13 protein-coding genes are annotated in these 17284 nt (G+C 45.4%); 7 read left to right on the plus strand and 6 right to left on the minus strand.

All coding sequences use genetic code 11. The annotated features are described in order from the left end of the window. Nucleotide 1: 1 nt before the first annotated feature. Complete coding sequence (locus GWR56_RS09170) at nucleotides 2-1654, minus strand: glycosyltransferase family 39 protein (protein WP_162430811.1); 1653 nt, start codon at nucleotides 1652-1654, stop codon at nucleotides 2-4. Nucleotides 1655-1922: 268 nt separating this feature from the next. Here GWR56_RS09170 and GWR56_RS09175 point away from each other — a divergent pair, with 268 nt between their 5' ends. From GWR56_RS09175 to GWR56_RS09190, 4 genes are all read left to right on the plus strand, one after another. After that, nucleotides 1923-2438, plus strand: a complete 516-nt coding sequence (locus GWR56_RS09175; RefSeq protein ID WP_162430812.1) for a DUF2911 domain-containing protein — start codon at nucleotides 1923-1925, stop codon at nucleotides 2436-2438. 93 nt (nucleotides 2439-2531) lie between these two features. Further along, nucleotides 2532-3614 carry a DUF3810 domain-containing protein gene (locus tag GWR56_RS09180; protein ID WP_162430813.1) on the plus strand — a complete coding sequence of 361 codons (1083 nt, stop codon included), beginning with the start codon at nucleotides 2532-2534 and terminating at the stop codon, nucleotides 3612-3614. A 619-nt stretch (nucleotides 3615-4233) separates the two neighbouring features. After that, nucleotides 4234-6429, plus strand: a complete 2196-nt coding sequence (locus tag GWR56_RS09185; RefSeq protein WP_162430814.1) for a penicillin acylase family protein — start codon at nucleotides 4234-4236, stop codon at nucleotides 6427-6429. Nucleotides 6430-6498: 69 nt separating this feature from the next. After that, nucleotides 6499-6978, plus strand: coding sequence for a hypothetical protein (locus GWR56_RS09190; RefSeq protein WP_162430815.1), 480 nt, complete (start codon nucleotides 6499-6501; stop codon nucleotides 6976-6978). Between the two features lie 56 nt (nucleotides 6979-7034). On the opposite strand, the gene GWR56_RS09195 is transcribed toward GWR56_RS09190, so the two are convergent. The 3 genes from GWR56_RS09195 to GWR56_RS09205 all read right to left on the minus strand — a co-directional run bounded on the left by GWR56_RS09195 (nucleotide 7035) and on the right by GWR56_RS09205 (nucleotide 9644). Continuing rightward, the gene (locus GWR56_RS09195) at nucleotides 7035-7769 is read right to left on the minus strand and encodes a hypothetical protein (protein ID WP_162430816.1); all 735 of its coding nucleotides are present in this window, start codon (nucleotides 7767-7769) and stop codon (nucleotides 7035-7037) included. Between the two features lie 17 nt (nucleotides 7770-7786). After that, on the minus strand, nucleotides 7787-8683 hold the full coding sequence (locus tag GWR56_RS09200; protein ID WP_162430817.1) for an MBL fold metallo-hydrolase: 897 nt from the start codon (nucleotides 8681-8683) through the stop codon (nucleotides 7787-7789). A 103-nt stretch (nucleotides 8684-8786) separates the two neighbouring features. Beyond that, the gene (locus GWR56_RS09205; protein WP_162430818.1) at nucleotides 8787-9644 is read right to left on the minus strand and encodes an esterase family protein; all 858 of its coding nucleotides are present in this window, start codon (nucleotides 9642-9644) and stop codon (nucleotides 8787-8789) included. Nucleotides 9645-10489: 845 nt separating this feature from the next. Between GWR56_RS09205 and GWR56_RS09210 the strand changes: the two genes are divergently transcribed. Together GWR56_RS09210 and GWR56_RS09215 are read left to right on the plus strand one after the other, a co-directional pair. After that, entirely contained in the window at nucleotides 10490-12259 is a 1770-nt protein-coding gene (locus GWR56_RS09210; RefSeq protein ID WP_238395341.1) for a glycosyltransferase family 39 protein, read from the plus strand. Nucleotides 12260-12327: 68 nt separating this feature from the next. After that, a complete protein-coding gene (locus GWR56_RS09215; RefSeq protein ID WP_162430819.1) occupies nucleotides 12328-13581 on the plus strand; it encodes a serpin family protein in 1254 nt (417 codons plus the stop codon). On the opposite strand, the gene GWR56_RS09220 is transcribed toward GWR56_RS09215, so the two are convergent. After that, nucleotides 13578-16139: a phosphocholine-specific phospholipase C gene (locus GWR56_RS09220; RefSeq protein WP_162430820.1), complete on the minus strand. Its 2562-nt coding sequence runs from the start codon at nucleotides 16137-16139 to the stop codon at nucleotides 13578-13580. The genes GWR56_RS09215 and GWR56_RS09220 overlap by 4 nt on opposite strands. 23 nt (nucleotides 16140-16162) lie before the next feature. After that, complete coding sequence (locus GWR56_RS09225) at nucleotides 16163-16714, minus strand: GNAT family N-acetyltransferase (protein ID WP_162430821.1); 552 nt, start codon at nucleotides 16712-16714, stop codon at nucleotides 16163-16165. A gap of 158 nt (nucleotides 16715-16872) precedes the next feature. Between GWR56_RS09225 and GWR56_RS09230 the strand changes: the two genes are divergently transcribed. Then, nucleotides 16873-17202 (plus strand): L-rhamnose mutarotase, encoded by a 330-nt coding sequence (locus GWR56_RS09230; protein ID WP_162430822.1) that lies wholly within the window; start codon nucleotides 16873-16875, stop codon nucleotides 17200-17202. The last annotated feature ends 82 nt before the right edge of the window (nucleotides 17203-17284 follow it).

Here is a 17284-nt window from a genome sequence, read left to right on the forward strand (position 1 = left end):
TTTATTTGCTTATCAGATAGGCTTTGCTTAGTACTTTACTGCGGCTATCCTTGTTTATAAACATGGGTAAAATATTCTCATGCGGATAATCGGTAAAGGTTGCTATCACCTTAAACCTTACGCGATTTTGGGTGAGGTAATCAACCGAGGCCTGGCTTGCAAAAAATACAGCGGTTGGGGGCATAGGTGTTTTACCGAAATCTTCAAGCAACAAAAGGTCAACCGGTTTATTACTGTAAAACTGGAAAACGTTATTGGAAGGCCGTAACGAATATACATGCAGGTTGCTGAAGGCCGGCTGGTTAATATACGCGGCGGCCTTCACCTGTCCGTTATATGAAGCAATGGCAGGAAAGAAAACGGTATTCATATAAAAATTAGCAAATAGCACCGCACAGCACGTAAGCATAAAAACCCTGACAGTATCCGCCTTTATGTTAAGGATGATAAGCATGGCTGTCGCCCCAAATACTAAACAAGCGATTATAAAAAGTACGTTATTGGCTGGTTTAAGGTAAAGGTGGATAATAATAATTATTACAGGCAGCGCTATAGCGAAAATAAGCAACCCTGCCTTCCGGTAAATATTACCCGCGCGGCTTAGCTGCTTAAAACAATATGGTGCGGTTATAATGGCAAACAGCGGGAATAAAATGTTGGTATAAAACGGCAGCTGAAAACCCGAAAATGAAAATAGTAAAAGCAAAAGCAAGCCCCCGCTTAAGGTGTAATATTCGGGCAGGCTAACCTTTTTCCAAACGTTCTGAACGGTTTTAGATACAGCGAAGTAAAACAGCAGGCACCACGGCATAAAAGCCCACAAGAGGGTATGCACAAAAAAGAATATATTACCGGAGGATTTTTGTTTAATAGGGCCATTGTTTACAAAGCGCCCAAACTGGCTGTCCCACAAAAACCATCTGATGCCGCTTACATGATGCCTGCCGAACACCAGTTTTTCAGGATGAAGATCAAATTGAATATACAGGGCATAAAACTCGGGCAGCGTAAAAACAAAAGTTAGCAGGTAGAGCAACAACCATTTGCCATAAAATAGCTTTAAAAATTTCCGTTGAAAAATGTATTGACCCAACAATGCACCATAAATAGCCACAATAACAAATATGCCCTTCGTCATGATAGCACATGCTGTAAGCAGCGCGGCCAGCAGCAGGTGCTTAAATGCAGGTTTGTTGTTATACCGTGCTATATGGTAAATGCTGCCAATTATTAACGCCATTAAATAAGGTTCTGCCCGCACGTCCAGGTTTGATAGCAATAAGTGCTGGGCTGTCATCAATATTAAAACGGCCGTGAGCGCAATTTCTTTAGTGTAAAATCTGCGCGTAAACAAGTAGGTATAAAGCAGACTAAGTAAAAAAAACAGCAAAGCGGGCAGCCGGTACGCCCAAACGCTTATGCCAAATATTTTAAAGCTCGCCGCCACCGCCCAAAACGGGAAGTGTGGTTTATCAAGCCAATCGTGGTTGTAGGTAAACAGTTGCAGCATATCATGCTTATAAAGCATGTTTTTTGATATAGCTGCATAAAGCCCCTGGTCGTCGGTAAAAAAGGGCGTGTTGATGCCGGCAAAGCTTACTACCAGCGCAACTACGAACAATAACAGGTAAAGGGGTTTGTATTTCTCGGTCATGGTTAAACACAAATATAGGTTTAATGACGCCAAAAATTTATGCGGAGCAACCGCATAAAAAAACCCCTGCCCAAAAAATGGGCAGAGGCCAAAAACTCACAACAATTGTTTAACCTTTCGGTCAATTCCTAACTGCAAAGTGAGTATAGGGTATATAACACAGCCCTTAAATGAAAGTTTGCGATAATAGCGCCATTAAGTAATATTTTTTAAAACTTACTGTTATTAGATTTATCTTTATCAATGTAAACCCAAAAACAAAACTATCATGAAAAAATCGACTCAATTAAAGGCAGCGGCGCTGTTTACTATAGCCATGCTATTTTCGGCTTTAACATTCGCGCAAACCAAGCCTATTGCCAGCCCGCGCGATAGCGTTAGCGCTAAAATTGGCGCCGCCACCATTAGCATTAACTATGGCAGTCCATCGGTAAAGGGCCGTAAAATATTTGGCGAACTGGAGCCCTATGGTAAGGTATGGCGCGCCGGTGCAAACGAGGCTACCGTGTTTACTACCAGTAAAGACATTATGGTGGAGGGGAAAAAATTACCCGCGGGCACCTATAGCTTTTTTGTAATACCAACCCCAACCACCTGGACCGTTATTTTTAACAAAGTAGCCAAGCAATGGGGCGCATTTAAGTACGATGAGGCACAGGATGCCCTGCGTGTAACCGTTAAGCCTGTAAAATCGGCTATGAACGAGCGCTTGGTTTATAAGATAAATGCTAAGGGGTTTTCGCTTAACTGGGATACTACCTCGGTGCCGGTATCTGTAAAATAAGCACTTTAAAATTCAATAAAAGCCCCGGTATAATTACCGGGGCTTTTTGTTACTATCAACTTTTGATTTAAACAGTATATTTATCGCACATCTATGCGCAATCAATCGGGTAAAAAGGTCTTGATCAAAAGGGGGATTATAATACTATCCCTTATATTCGCCATATACCTGCTAATGTTGTTTGCCGGTCATCCGCATGCGGTAGAAAGATATTACTCCCGGGGTATATATTCGTTTCTGTGCCGGGTATTACACCCGTTGTTTAACTTGTTCCCTTTTAGCGTTGGCGATGTGGTGTATGCTGCCGTAATAATTTACCTTGTTTATGCTTTGATCAGGCTTATAGCGTTATGCATTAAAAAGCGGTTTTTGCAGGCAGGTATTTTCACCACGGGTGTTGTAATAGGGGTACAGGTGAGTATACTGGTTTTTTATCTTTTTTGGGGGATGAATTACTTTCGCCCGTCGGCTGCCGAGCGTTTAAACCTGCGTGACAGCACCTTTACAAAAGCCGAACTGCAAAAAGTAACTACTATACTTATTGATAGCGCTAACGCCAGCAGGGCAAGGGTTACCCCGGCCGACCTGAAGCAAAGTAATGATAGCATATATAAAATTGCGGTAAGGGCTGTATTAAAGTTATCGGGCAGCTCCAACCATTACAAAACGTATAGCCCCGGCATAAAACCTTCGCTGCTTACCCCGCTGCTTAATTATATCAGCACATCGGGCTATTACAACCCCTTTACCGGCGAGGCGCAGATAAATTACCAGATGCCGGTATTTAACCGCCCTTTTGTAGCCTGCCACGAGATGTCGCACCAGATGGGTTACGGCCCCGAGGATGAAGCCAACTTCGCAGGTTTTATGGCGGCGACAAGTTCGGGCGACAGGCTGTTACGTTATTCGGCCTATAACCTGGCGGTTAACGAGTTTATGCACACGGTGCGCTATACAGATACCATTATGTTTAAGCAACTTAAAACGCGGATATCGCCGGCTGTGCTGGCCGATTTTAAGGAAGAACGGCTTTACTGGTTATCGTACCAGAACAAACTGGAAACGCTTACCAGTATCTTTTACGACAATTTTCTAAAAGCGAATAATCAACCCGAAGGCCTGGCTGCATACAACCGCATGGTGTTACTGATCATGGCTATGTACCGGAAGCCGTGAGTGGTGGGGAGGTGAATTTGGCAGAGAGTAATGAGTGTGGGCTGCAATCCAGTTAAGCGGTGTATCTTTTGATATTTATCGTGAGATCCCCTTCAATAAAAAATGCGTTCCGTATCTCACCCCGGAACGCACTACAACATCATTCAAATAATGTTGATCAACTAAACCTCAGATAACATGTTTGCTTACCCAAGTTTTTTAAGCTAAACTATCGCAGTTGGCTAATATTGTGTTTAATAAGTTCGTATTGTGATAGTTACACCGCAAAAAGTGTTCCCTAACTTATTAATGTTATTAAATGTCAAAGATACAAATGAACGGATGTTTCTAAAGTATATTATCATATAAGTATGTTTAAACTCATAAATGTTACAAAAACTTTAAAAAAAAGGGAAAAAGCGTTTATGCTTAATCTTTCATTAGTGATAATCAGTGTAGATACAATCCTGGAAAATAAATCAGGTGACCGATCTTAGAAGGATTTGCAGATTCTGGTCTGCACTATAAAGTGTACAGTTGGATGGGTAAGCCCCTTAAGTTTTAGAAACGCATCACAATAATACCTGTTACATTTATCGCAAAACGCGAATGATTTGTTAATTTAGATAAACAGCATATTATGGTTTTAAAAAAATTGCCCGTCCTGTTTTTATTTTGCGCTATTGGTATTAACCTTAATGCGCAGGCGCAAAGGGCTTCGGCTAAAGAAATTGCCCGGTATAAGCAACAGGCGGCCGCAGTGACCATTATACGCGATAATTATGGTGTACCCCACATTTACGCCAAAACGGATGCTTCGGTTGTATTTGGGTTGATGTACACCCAATGCGAGGATAATTTTAAAGGTATAGAGCGTAATTACCTTTACCAGTTGGGCAGGCAAAGTGAGGCTGATGGCGAAGGCCGTTTGTTTGAAGATGTGCAGCTGCAAATGATTGCCGACAGTGCCGGCGCGATAAAAGATTATAACCAGAGCCCACCTTACTTTAAAAAGCTAATGAACGCTTTTGCCGACGGTATAAATTATTATTTGTATAAGCACCCCGAAGTAAAGCCGCTTGTTTTTACGCACTTTAAACCCTGGTATGCGCTGATGTTTACCGATGGCAGTGTCGCCGCGACGGAAACAGGTGGTATAAGTCCGGCCCAAACACAAGCTTTTTATAACAACGAAACCGACAATACAAGTGCTTTATACCGCTCACGGCCCGTTATCAATAATATCCCTGAAAGGGAAACAGGTTCTAACGGATTTGCCATTTCGCCGTCGCGTACAGCGTCGGGCCATGCTATGCTTTACATTAACCCGCATGTGCCCTTTTATTTTAGAAGCGAGGTAGGGCTTAACAGCGCGGAGGGGCTGCATGCTTACGGAGCTGTTACCTGGGGGCAGTTTTTTATTTATCAGGGCTTTAACCAGCACTGCGGATGGATGCACACCAGCAGCTATGCCGATGTTGGCGACCTGTATGCCGAAAAAGTGAGCAAACTAAACGGTAAGTGGTTTTACGAATACGACGGAAAAATTAAACCCGTTACAAGCCGGCGGCTTAAACTAAAAGTGAAGCGTGGCGATGGTTATACAACCCGCTATATAACTGCTTATTATACCCATCATGGTCCTGTAATGGCTGCTATGGATGGCAGGTGGCTGGCACTGAAACATTACAACCGCTCATACAATGCTTTGCTGGAGTCCTGGCTGATAACAAAGGCGGGCAGTTTTGCCGAATACAAAAAGGCCATGGGCTTGTTGGCCAACACCAGCAATAACACCGTTTATGCCGATGATAAAGGCAACACCGCGTTTTGGTACGGCAATTTTATGCCTAAACGCGATACGGCATATAACTGGGCGTTACCTGTTGACGGTACCACATCAGCCACAGAATGGCAGGGTTTGCATGGTGTTGATGAAATTGTGCATGTTTATAACCCTGCTACAGGGTTTATTCAAAATTGTAACTCAACCCCGTTTACATCATCGGGTAAATCAAGCCCCGATAAAGGGAAGTATCCGGCTTATATGGCGCCCGACGGCGAGAACTACCGAGGGCTAAATGCCATAAACTTATTAAGTAACGCCAAAAACTTAACGCTGGACGGCCTGATAGCGAAAGGATACGATAAATACCTTGCTGCCTTTGATGATCTGCTGCCATCGCTGTTCAGCGCCTATAAAAGCGCCCCCGATAGCACCAAAACAAAGCTTGCCGAACCAGTGGCTTTATTACAAGCGTGGGACAAACGCACTGCAGTATCATCAGCAGCTACTACTTTGGCGGTTGACTGGGGTATGTTAATGTTCAGGGCTATCGGCCCGGCTAAACCCGGCGAAGGTAGCTACCAGGTACAAAGGGTAAGGCAAATGCTGCAAACTTTGCCTGCGGCCAAACAGCTGGAGTTTTTAGAAACGGCACTGCAGAACCTACAAAAACAATTTGGCACCTGGAAGATGGCCTGGGGCGATATCAACCGCTACCAACGCCCTGCCGACGGTGTAACCTTTAGTGATGCACAGCCTAGTTTGCCTGTTGGCTTAACTTCATCGCTTTTTGGGCAGTTGCCATCGTACCAAAGTCGTACAATGGGCACTATTAAACGTTACGGCTATTCGGGCAATAGCTTTATTGCCGCCGTTGAATTTGGACCAAGGTTAAAGGCAAAAACCATTATAACCGGCGGGCAATCGTTTAACCCGGCTTCACCGCATTTTGCCGATCAGGCGAAGGGATATATCGATGGCGACTTTAAAACGGTACTTTTTTATAAAGAAGATGTTTTGAAACATGCCGAAAGAACGTACCATCCCTAAGTGACAGATCTGCCTGTTATACCTATTAGCGCGAACCTAAAAATAATTATATTTGCTATACCGATATATATGAAAAAGTACGGGTTGGTTATATTACTGTTTTGTATTTGCACGGGTACTTACGCGCAAAGCATTTCATTTTTTGACCTTACCAACCTTACCACCCTCAGCGACGGGCAAGCGCATACTTACCTAACCCTGAGTAAAGCATTCAAGCGTCAGTATTTACAGGAAAAAGACGGCAAAACAATAGAACATTTTCGCTCGGTAGCTAAAAATGTTAAAGAAGAGGGCATTACTATTGGAGACAGGGTAAAGTTAAACAACGGCACCATGCTGCGTACGGTAACTTACGATACCCGCGATCCACAGCATATTGTTAATCTTATAGCCCAGGCACGCAGGGCAAAAATGGTCATGAAGTTTCAGGGGCAGGACGCTGACAATAATATCTATAAGTTTGATAACGAGTTTTACGCCATCACCATGCTCATCAGCACTACCGAGAACAAAGGCCAGGTAGTGGTAACCCAGAAAGAGTTTTTTTAATAACCATTGTAAACAAAAATCCCCGGCGTTTAGCCAGGGATAATCAGCAATCAAAGTTATTTTCCTATTGCAGCAGGGTCAAACACGCTTTTATCTATAGGCTGATTAGCTTTAATATCGCTGTAAACTTCGGTTTGCAGCAGCTTATCATTTATGTAGAACTTGCACAGTGTTTCGCTCCAGGCGCCCCCCACCATTTTGTGCTCTTCAAAAGTCGCCTCCATTTTGCCGTTGGTATCGTATTTAAAATAACGCACAGCCACCAGTTTGTCTTTATCTATCCACAGTTGGTTTACCTTGTCATCATCTTTTGCAGACCCTAAAACATAAACGGGTTTACCTTTCCAGGTGCTTTCATGGGTCTTGCTAAGGTCAAAGTGCAGTTCGTTAAAATGCGCGAATACCTGGTCTATCGGTTTAAAATACATCCCCCCTAAAAAGAAGATCAATTCGTTTTCATCCTTCGCGGCGCGTACCACCTTATTGTTCCTGAAAACGTACGACGAATCGCCACGGTATATCACACCGTTTCCGCCCTTATCCGCGCCAAAATCAATACGTAGCATATCGGGGTAAACAATACGCTCGTACCAGGTATCGGTTTTTACCAAAGTATCGTTACGGTACCGGCCTGTTGTTTGGGTAAATGTTAACGAAGTATGCCATTTACCATGGTAGCGGCCGTACATTTTTTTAATAACATCGGCGCTTGTTAATTGCTTAGGCGATGTAAAACCCCACACCGATAACAGGGTAGCAACCGAAGTAATAAGGGAGAATAAATATTTCATATTAGGGTAATTAAATATTATGCTGTTAATTCTTCATAAGCGGCGGTTAAGCTGCGTTGTATGCCATCACCCTGCCAATCGGTTACGCCGGGAATAGCGGTAGCGCTTAAAATTTGTTCTTTAGTTTTACCTGCCTTTATACCACCCTCAACATAAGCAACCAGTTTTTCCATATAATTCTGCATGGCCTTAAGGTCGGCCTGGGTGCCGGTAACCTTTACAGGATCGTAAGCATGGCCAAATACAAATATGGTATCTTTGTTAAACTGTTTTTGGGCCTGCTCTAAAGCAACTGCCCAATGCCTGCACGATGCGCCCGCGCTGCGGTCGATATAAGGGTGCATGCGGTTAAAAACCTGGTCGCCGCAGTGAACGATGTTGGCATTCTCGAAGTGTACAAAGCTATCGCCGTTGGTATGGCCCGCACCAAAATAGTGGGCGGTGATAGTTTCGTCGCCTATTTTAGTTCTCCACTTATCTGTATAGGTAACCTCGGGGTATAACTGTTTATCCTCCGATTTTTGTTTTACTGCCGCCGCCTTTTGGTTAATTAACGAATTGGCATGCGCTGCCACGTTTTTTGCAATGCCTTTAAAAGAGATGTTGCCACTGGTATGGTCGCCATGGTGGTGGGTGTTTATCAGCCATTGAAAAGGCATATCACTTTTCTTTTTCAGTTCGGCTATCAGGTGGGTCGCGGGTTCGGGGAACTCCGCGTCTACGCAAACAATACCTTCTTTGTTCACCATCCAGATAATGGTGCCCCCCTGCTCGGTAAAAATACCAACGTTGTTGCGCAAGGGTGTAAGTTTATACTCGGGCCGGGCTAATATTGCCGCCAAACTTTTGTTGCTTAAAAAGGCCAGCGATCCCGCGGCTATAGCTGTATTTGTTAAGAATTTTCTGCGTTCCATATTAGAGATTAAAGGTCAGATGATCGGAGATTAGTTAAAGTTATGTTTTATTTTAAAGTTGAGAATGGCTTTAAATTTTCTTTTTAGGATTTAGATTTTCCAGTTAATATTGATGAAAAGCCTGCGATACAAACTCCAGCACCACAGGTAGCGAGCCGCGCCAATAGGTCCAGTTATGGGCTCCATCACGTACACGGTACTCATGCGGGATCTCTTTTTTACGCATCAGGTTATGTACCAAGCCGTTGCCCTCGTATAAAAAATCGTCGTCGCCAACATCCATAAACCAGCGAATGGCTTTCTTCTGATCATCGGGTATAGCGTTTATCAAAGGCAATACGCTGTAACGGTTATAATAGTTGCTTATGGTGCTATCGGCCATGCCCGGATTGTTTTTGCCGATACCCGCCTTAGCATCTTCCAGGCTAAGAAAGCCCGTAGCCGCGCTTAACGGGCAGGCCGATGAAAACATTTCGGGGTGGTGCAGCGCATACACAAAACTGCCGCCCCCGCCCATGCTAAGGCCGGCAATAGCACGGAAACGCTTTTCGCCTTTTATACGGTATTTCTTTTCGACGAATGGCACAAGTTCGGTGAAAAAGAAATCCTCATAATTCCAATCACCCTTAATATCGTTGTTGTAACCACGCCTGCCGGTATTGGCATCGGGCATAATAATGATCATCGGTGTGGCAATGCCATCACGGATGGCTTTGTCGGTAATGTTTAATACCTCACCAAATTGCACCCAGCCGGTCTGGTCGTCGCCGGCGCCATGCAGCAGGTACAGTACCGGGTAGTTGCGGCCGCTTGTTTCGTAGTCGGGCGGTAGGTAAACGGCATATTTGCGTTCGCTTTTCAGGATCTTGCTGGTCAGCGTTAAATTATCGTACACCTTACCGGTTTGCGCAAACAGCGCCGCGGGGCAAAGCATCAGTAACCAAAGGGCAATTTTTTTCATGAAGGTTTTAAATTTGGTTTAGCAACAAGGGGTATTGCAGGTTTGCTAAATTTAGGAAATTAAATTAATGTCTGAACCGGGAGTACACGGATTTTTTGATTGCAAGATTTTTAAGGGCTTGTATTAGCGACCAGGTAAGCCGGGATCAACTCAGCTTTATAAAGTGTTCACGTTCGGCGCACGTGAACACCGTGAACACTCATGAACGCCTGCTAATCAGGCCATTGACAATTTTGGTGACACAACGGCGTCACCATTTGGATTACCGGGTAAGGGCGATAGTCTCCACGCGGTAGTTCTTTGTTAGGAATGGCAGTGAGTTGATGAATCGTCAGTGGATGTACTTTTCCTTTTCTCTCAAAAGAAAAAATACCAAAAAGAAAAGTCGCGGCTGCGTCCTGTTCTGTGAAAGGAAGTGCTTTAGCAATTGCTGTGCTACCCGAACAGGCCAATGCCGCAGTTTGAGGTTGCGTTAAGGCAGTGGGGGGCTTATCGCTCGGGGATTGCCACGTTACGCTCGCAATGACGTGTCGGTGGGGAGTTGTGATGATGCGTCAGTAAAACAGCTTCGGGCGAAAGCGGGCAGAACGATGTGGCCTTGAGCGCGGCAGGGGCATAGCAATACTTGCCCGAAGCGCAGGGGCCAGGTGCGAACGAAGTTGGGGCAAGATTTTGCAGCCCGTGGTTCTGCCCGCTTTGCGGGGCAAAGGCCTTGTGCGGCAAAGAAGCCTTTTTGCTGACTTGATTTTTGGTTACTTTGTATCAAGACAAAGTAACAGCCCTCCGCGGCAATTGAGCGGGCTGACGTTCGTACAGCATAACCCCACGCTAATGCTCACAGGTTAATGCGTGGTACACTGACGGTGAATACATCGATAACGTATAGCCTCAAACATTTTTATTCCGATAAGCAATATATTTCCGCATCTCGTTACCTTTACCACCGCATGCACCACACACAAACTGCCGATAAAACCAAATGGCTATACCTTTTTATAGGGCTTGCTGTTCTGCTTAATTTCAGCGGGTTGTTCATACCTATCCTGGCTCCCGACGGTACACTCTACGCCGTCATCGCCAAAACCATGGTGCAGCGAAATGATTATGTACAACTGTTTGTGCACAATGCCGACTGGCTGGATAAGCCGCATTTTCCGTTTTGGGTAACGGCGCTTTCATTTAAACTTTTTGGCTTTACTACCTGGGCATATAAATTGCCGGGCATTTTGTTTATGCTGATGGGTGCGGCATATACCTATAAACTGGCTAAAGAGCTTTATAATAAACAAGTAGCCTTGTGGTCGGTATTGATATTGCTTACCGCGCAGCACATCATACTTTCTAATAACGACGTTCGTGCCGAACCTTATCTAACCGGGCTCATCATCGCATCAGTATATCATTTTTATAAAGCATACACCCGTAATAACTTTTGGCAGTTAGTGTTGGGGGCTGTTTTTGCCGGTTGCGCCATCATGACCAAAGGCATGTTCGCGCTGGTACCCATGGGCGGGGCAATAGCAGGGCATTTGGCTATCACCAAACAATGGAAAAAGCTTTTTAACCTGCGCTGGCTGCTGGCCGCTGTGCTGATACTGGTATTCATCCTGCCCGAAATTTATTGCCTGTACCAACAATTTGACGCCCATCCCGAAAAGGTAGTGTTCGACCGCACCCATGTATCGGGCATTAAATTTTTCTTTTGGGATAGCCAGTTCGGCAGGTTTTTTAACACCGGCCCCATAAAAGGCCACGGCGACCCGTCGTTTTTTGTGCATACTACCATGTGGGCTTTTTTGCCGTGGTCGTTGATATTATTCGCGGCTATATGGCATTTCGTGAAAACCGGAGTACGCGACGTGCAAAAACGCGAGTGGCTTTGCATCAGCGGGGCGTTGCTAACCTTCCTGCTGTTCTCGGCCTCAAAATTTCAATTGCCGCATTATTTAAATATCGTATTCCCGTTCTTCGCTATCATGACCGCGCAATATTTGGCCGCTTTGCAATCGGTAAAAACCATTAAAATAATCAGAGGGGTGCAAATAGGAGTGGTGGTTTTATTATTGCTGATAATTGGCGCGCTGCAGTACTTTTTTAAGCCCGAAGTATTTACCTGGGATACCGCCCTTACATTATTGGTTTGGCTTGGATTATTATTGATGCTGCCCGGCAACTTTGCCAATACGGATTTCAGGCAAACCGCCTTTCGCACGCTTATTGCTGCCTTTATAGTAAATCTTTACCTCAACCTTGCCTTTTATCCCTCATTATTAAAATACCAGGCCGGGAGCGAGGCTGCTGTTTGGATCAACAATAATAACCCGCAAAACCTGCCCGTGGTGCAAAGCTGGGAGGATGCCAATTACCCCATGGAATTTTACCTGAACCAATCCCCGATAATTATTGGCGAAGACGGCAGCGGGAAACTACCCGCGGCGCCTTTTATATTTTATGGCCCTGCCAACGTCGCGGCAACGTTTACGGCAAAGGGTTACCGGGTACAGCATAAGGCAACGTTTCAGCGTTATTGGGTATCACGGCTCAAACCGGCTTTTTTGAATAAGGCTACACGCAATAGCCACGTTACGCAAATGGAAGTTGCCCTTATACAATAATAAATGTATGCGGGACTGTAGCGATGGTGATGCAACCTGCGTAATAATAAAAACTATTAACCGATCTTATGACACGCAAAACTCCACTGCTATTTTTAAGCCTTTTGGCTATCGGCTTTGTTTCATGTAAAAAAAGCGACAACAACCCCGATAAGGGCAAAGCCCTTGAACTTACCGCTGCAGAGCACCTTAAGGTAGCAGCGGATAACGCGTTTACGCTAAAACTGGTAAAACAGCTAAACAGCGGCGGCACCGGTAACGATAACGTTTTTGTTTCGCCGCTAAGCGTAAGCTTTGCTATGGGCATGACCAGCAACGGCGCCAAAGGCGAAACACTGCAAGGCATAAATAATGCTATGGAATTTAGCGGATTTACGCAGGAAGCGATAAATACCTACTATAATAAATTGATAGACCAGCTGCCCAACCTGGAGCCTAACACCCAGGTTAACATCGCTAACTCGATATGGTATAAACAGGGGTTTGATGTATTGCCCTCGTTTATCACAACAAATACCAATGCTTACAAGGCAAAGGTACAGGCACTGGATTTTGGCTCGGCTGCAGCAAAAAACCAGATAAACGAATGGGTAAGCGACCAAACAAAGGGAAAGATCCCATCGATAATTGATAATATCCCGGGAGATGTGCGTATGTACCTTATCAACGCCATCTACTTTAAAAGCATCTGGAAAAATAAATTCAATCCTGCGGATACTAAAAAGATGCCTTTTAAAACCAGCACCGGAAGTACCGTACAGGCCGATTTTATGACCGGGCAAATAGAATACGGCAGCTATTTTGATAATTACGACGGAGATAAATACACCCAGATAGCCGAGTTGCCCTATGCAAACGGCAGGTATAGCATGGTGGTGGTGCTGCCCGACGAAAGCAGCAGCGTAAATGAGCTGATCAGCAACCTTGACACAGTAAAGTGGAACAAGTGGATGAAGCCTATGGGCGGCGGTGTTAAAAACCACGTGTATTTCCCTAAGCTTAAGTTTACGTATAACACAACTTTAAATGGCGCCCTTATTGCTTTGGGCATGGGCAAGGCTTTTTCTGACGATGCCGACCTTACCGGTATATCAGCCGCAGGCGGCATAAACATTACCGAAGTTAAGCAAAAAGCCTTTGTTGAGGTTAACGAGCAGGGTACCGAAGCCGCCGCAGCAACCTCGGTTGCGGTAGGTGTTACCGCCGCGCCTGCCACCGATTTGAATTTGAACAGGCCGTTTGTGTTTGCCATACGCGAAAACAGCAGCGGGCTGGTGTTATTTGCAGGCGTGGTTAATAACCCGCTCTTAACCGGTAACTAAACAACCCGGCCCATCAGCGGGTCAGAAAAACCTGGTTTGCCGGTCTCAACACGGCCGGCATACCTCTTTTCAAAATCGGCATATCCCTTTACCTTAATGCTGAAGTCGTACCAGTTATGCTGTTTGCCCAGATCAAGCTTTATGGTTTGCGGGGCAAAGCTTTCCTGCTGTATGGTCATTCGCTTTGTGCCGGTTTTATACGCATTATCAACCACTTCAACCGTTACAGGTGTGGTAGTGTCCACCAGCCAAAAGGTAAGCATCACATTACCGGTTAACTGCTTACCGGCCGATTGATAAGCGAAATCAACACCGATGCCGGGGTCGTTAGCGTTGCCTTTAAACGCGCGGTAAAAACCATTAGGGCCATAAGTGCGCAGATAATAGTTGCCGTTCTCAAACTGGTTAAGCGGCCAGGCATCGGTAACCGTATCGCCTGCCTTTACAGCGTAACTCCAGGTGCGTACCGGTTCCATCTGCTGCGGATCGAGGAACGAAGCATATTTACCGGGTGCATAAACGTTAAACGGTGCGCCGATAGCATTATCGCCAAAAGCCTTATTTCCCGCTGTAAATTTTAACTCCAACGCTGTTTTATCATCATTTAAGCGTCCATCAACGTATAGTTCATAGGGAAGTGCGCAGGATGGTTTGATACCCGGTTCCTGTTTTGGCATATAAGGTGATTGGGCCGGGTCTTTTTTAATGACTGCTATTTCGGCGACTGACAGATTTTTATAAGTCGACGGTACCTTTTTAAACTTGGCCTTGTGGATGCCTTCTACAAATTTTTCCCTGTTTAGCGATACCGGGCTGGCAATCTTTTCGCCATTGTATGGCCTGAATGCCGAGGTTAGGTCGCCGCAGATGGTTCGGCGCCAGTCGCTGATGTTGTCCTCTTTTATTTTTTTTTCGGTTTTTTTGGCTAAAAACTTCTCCAGGAATTGCAACGTTGAGGTATGATCAAAAACTTCGGAGTTTACATATCCACCGCGGCTCCAGGGCGAGGCGATGACCATCGGCACGCGATAACCCAGGCCTATCGAGTTTTCGCGATCGTAATCTATCGGGAAGTTTTTACGCTCGCGTTCCTGCTCCAGTGTTACAAAATCCACGCGGGTGTCAATCCCGTCAGATACTTTACCCGTGCCCTTCTTGTGCGAATGCGGCGCGGTAAAGGGCGGTACGTGGTCAAAGTAGCCGTCGTTCTCGTCGTAGGTAAGGATGAAAATGGTTTTCTTCCATACCTCAGGGTTTTGGGTAAGGATATCCAGCACTTCTGAGGTGTACCAGGCACCGTACCACGGCGAATCGGGGTGGTCCGAGAAGTTTTCGGGTGCGGTTAACCAGGATACGGTTGGCAGTTTGCCCGTCCTCACATCTTCCCTGAACTGATGCAGTACATCGCCTTTGGGCACTTTCATTTCGCGTTTGGTGCCGTTATCATCGTACTTAAGTGTGGCAAGCTCGCGGTAGTGCGGGTCGCCTGTATTTACAGCAAACGCTTTATGGTGTATATTTTTCTCTTTTGGTGACAGTTTATTAAAGGTGGCATGGTTAAGCAGATCGGGGTTGTTCTTAAGATTATCCAGATCGGCACGCATTTGCGTTAGCTGCAGCTGCATGTGGTCAATATGCGCGTCGCCTTTGGGTAAACCGGCTATCTTTTTCTCCATCGCGTTTATCTCGCCGGGCAGGGTAGCATATCGTTTCTGCATATAGCTGATATGCTTGTCGTATAAATTGATGTTATACTGTTTAAAATATTCAAGCGGGTTATCGCCAAAGTTTGATAGCCAGGGCTCTTCCTCGCCTTCAAAACCAAGCGGTACGCTCATCTCGTTCTGGTAGCATTTCCACGATACGCCTGCATCTTCCAACCGTTCGGGGTAGGTTGTCCAGTTTAGCGTACCATAGTCCGCATCCTCATTCCAAACCCTGGCCCTGGTATCTTCGTTTTGTTTTTCGCGGATGGTGCCTGTCCAAAAGAAAAGCCTGTTTGGCGTAGTGCCGGTTAACGACGAGCAGAAATGCTGGTCGCATACAGTAAAGGCATCGGCAAATGCATAATGAAACGGCAGATCGTGCCGGTTATGGTAACCCAGCGTAAGCGGCATATCCGAGTATTCCTTAACACCCGATCGTTTCTCGTTTAGCCATTGGTCAAATTTGCCATCGTTGCGGGCGTTTACCTGGTTGGCCCACGAGTGCGGCAGGCAGTTCATCCAGGTAGCGCGGGTATTTTTTATATCGAGGTGAAAAGGGGCGTAAGTTTCGCCTTTGTTGTTTGATTGCAGCCAAACCGGGTTTTTGTTTGGTAAGCTTATAGCGCGGGGATCGTTAAAACCCCTTACGCCCCTAAGTGTACCAAAGCAATGATCGAACGACCGGTTCTCCTGCATTAACAGCACAATGTGTTCGGCATCAGCCCAGGTAGTGCCCGGGGCCGGGTTTATAGCCATTGCCTTTTGGATTGATGCAGGTAATATGTTGGCTAAACCGGCTGCGCCGGTAAGCATTGCGGCTTTTTTTAAAAAATCTCTGCGTGTATCTGACATGTGGCTAAGTTATAAATCACAGTTTAAATAGATGTGCTGTTTGGTAATGGTATTATTATATTATCGTAAAGATAATAGTACAAAAGTAAACCCTCATCGCCCGGTGGGGTTATCGTCTGATCGTGTACAAACCCGCATCGCGTTAATAACCGCCGCGACCGGATGTTATCCGCCAGGGTAATGGCATATACTTTATCCAGCTGATAATGCTGTTGCACATAAGTTAACGCGGCCATGCTTGCTTCATAAGCCAGCCCCTTACCTTCAAAACCGGGTAAAAAGGCAAAACCAAGGTCGGGCCGGTCAAGGTAATCGCGTTGTACCAGGCCGCACATGCCAATAGGCCGGCCGGTTTCTGTAATACTAACCAACCATAGGCCATACCCGTGTTTTGCGTACATGCTTTGGGGGCCGTTTTTGATATAATTAATGGCGTCTTCGTGGCTGTTAACATTCTTGTCGCCTATAAATTTTTTCCAGGCAGGGGTGTTTAACAATTCCAAAACAAAGGCCGCGTCGTCAAACGTAAAACGGCGCAGGCTAAGATTAACAGAACAGAATAGTGTACCAGACATATAAAATCTAAGCTATGCATAAACGGCAAACGGGACAAAATTTTTTGATAACAGCTGCTACTGCGCGATAACGGTAAAGCAAACAACACCTGTTAATTGCTTTTCTCGGAAACATTTGCGTACTTGTACAACCAATAATTGCCTGCAAGCCCATCCTTATGAAAAAATATTGCCTTACTCTCGACCTGATAGACGACGAAGAACTGATCACTGAATATGAAGCGCATCACCAGAACATCTGGCCCGAGATAAAAGACAGTATTACCTCATCAGGCATTACCAATATGGAAATTTACCGGCTCGGTACACGCCTGTGTATGCTTATTGAGGCGAATAACGATTTCACGTTTTCGAAAAAGGCGGCCATGGACGCCGATAACCAAAAGGTGCAGGAGTGGGAAGACCTGATGTGGAAATACCAGCAGCCTATTAAAGGCGCGCTCGCCGGCGAAAAGTGGGTTCTGATGGATAAGATATTTCAACTGTAAATATTGATGTGCAGATCACAGATGTGCAAATATGCTGATGATTAAGCGCGTGTAAACCACTAATTCTACAACTATTACCGAT

This window comes from Mucilaginibacter sp. 14171R-50, from assembly GCF_010093045.1.
Classification (GTDB): Bacteria; Bacteroidota; Bacteroidia; order Sphingobacteriales; family Sphingobacteriaceae; genus Mucilaginibacter.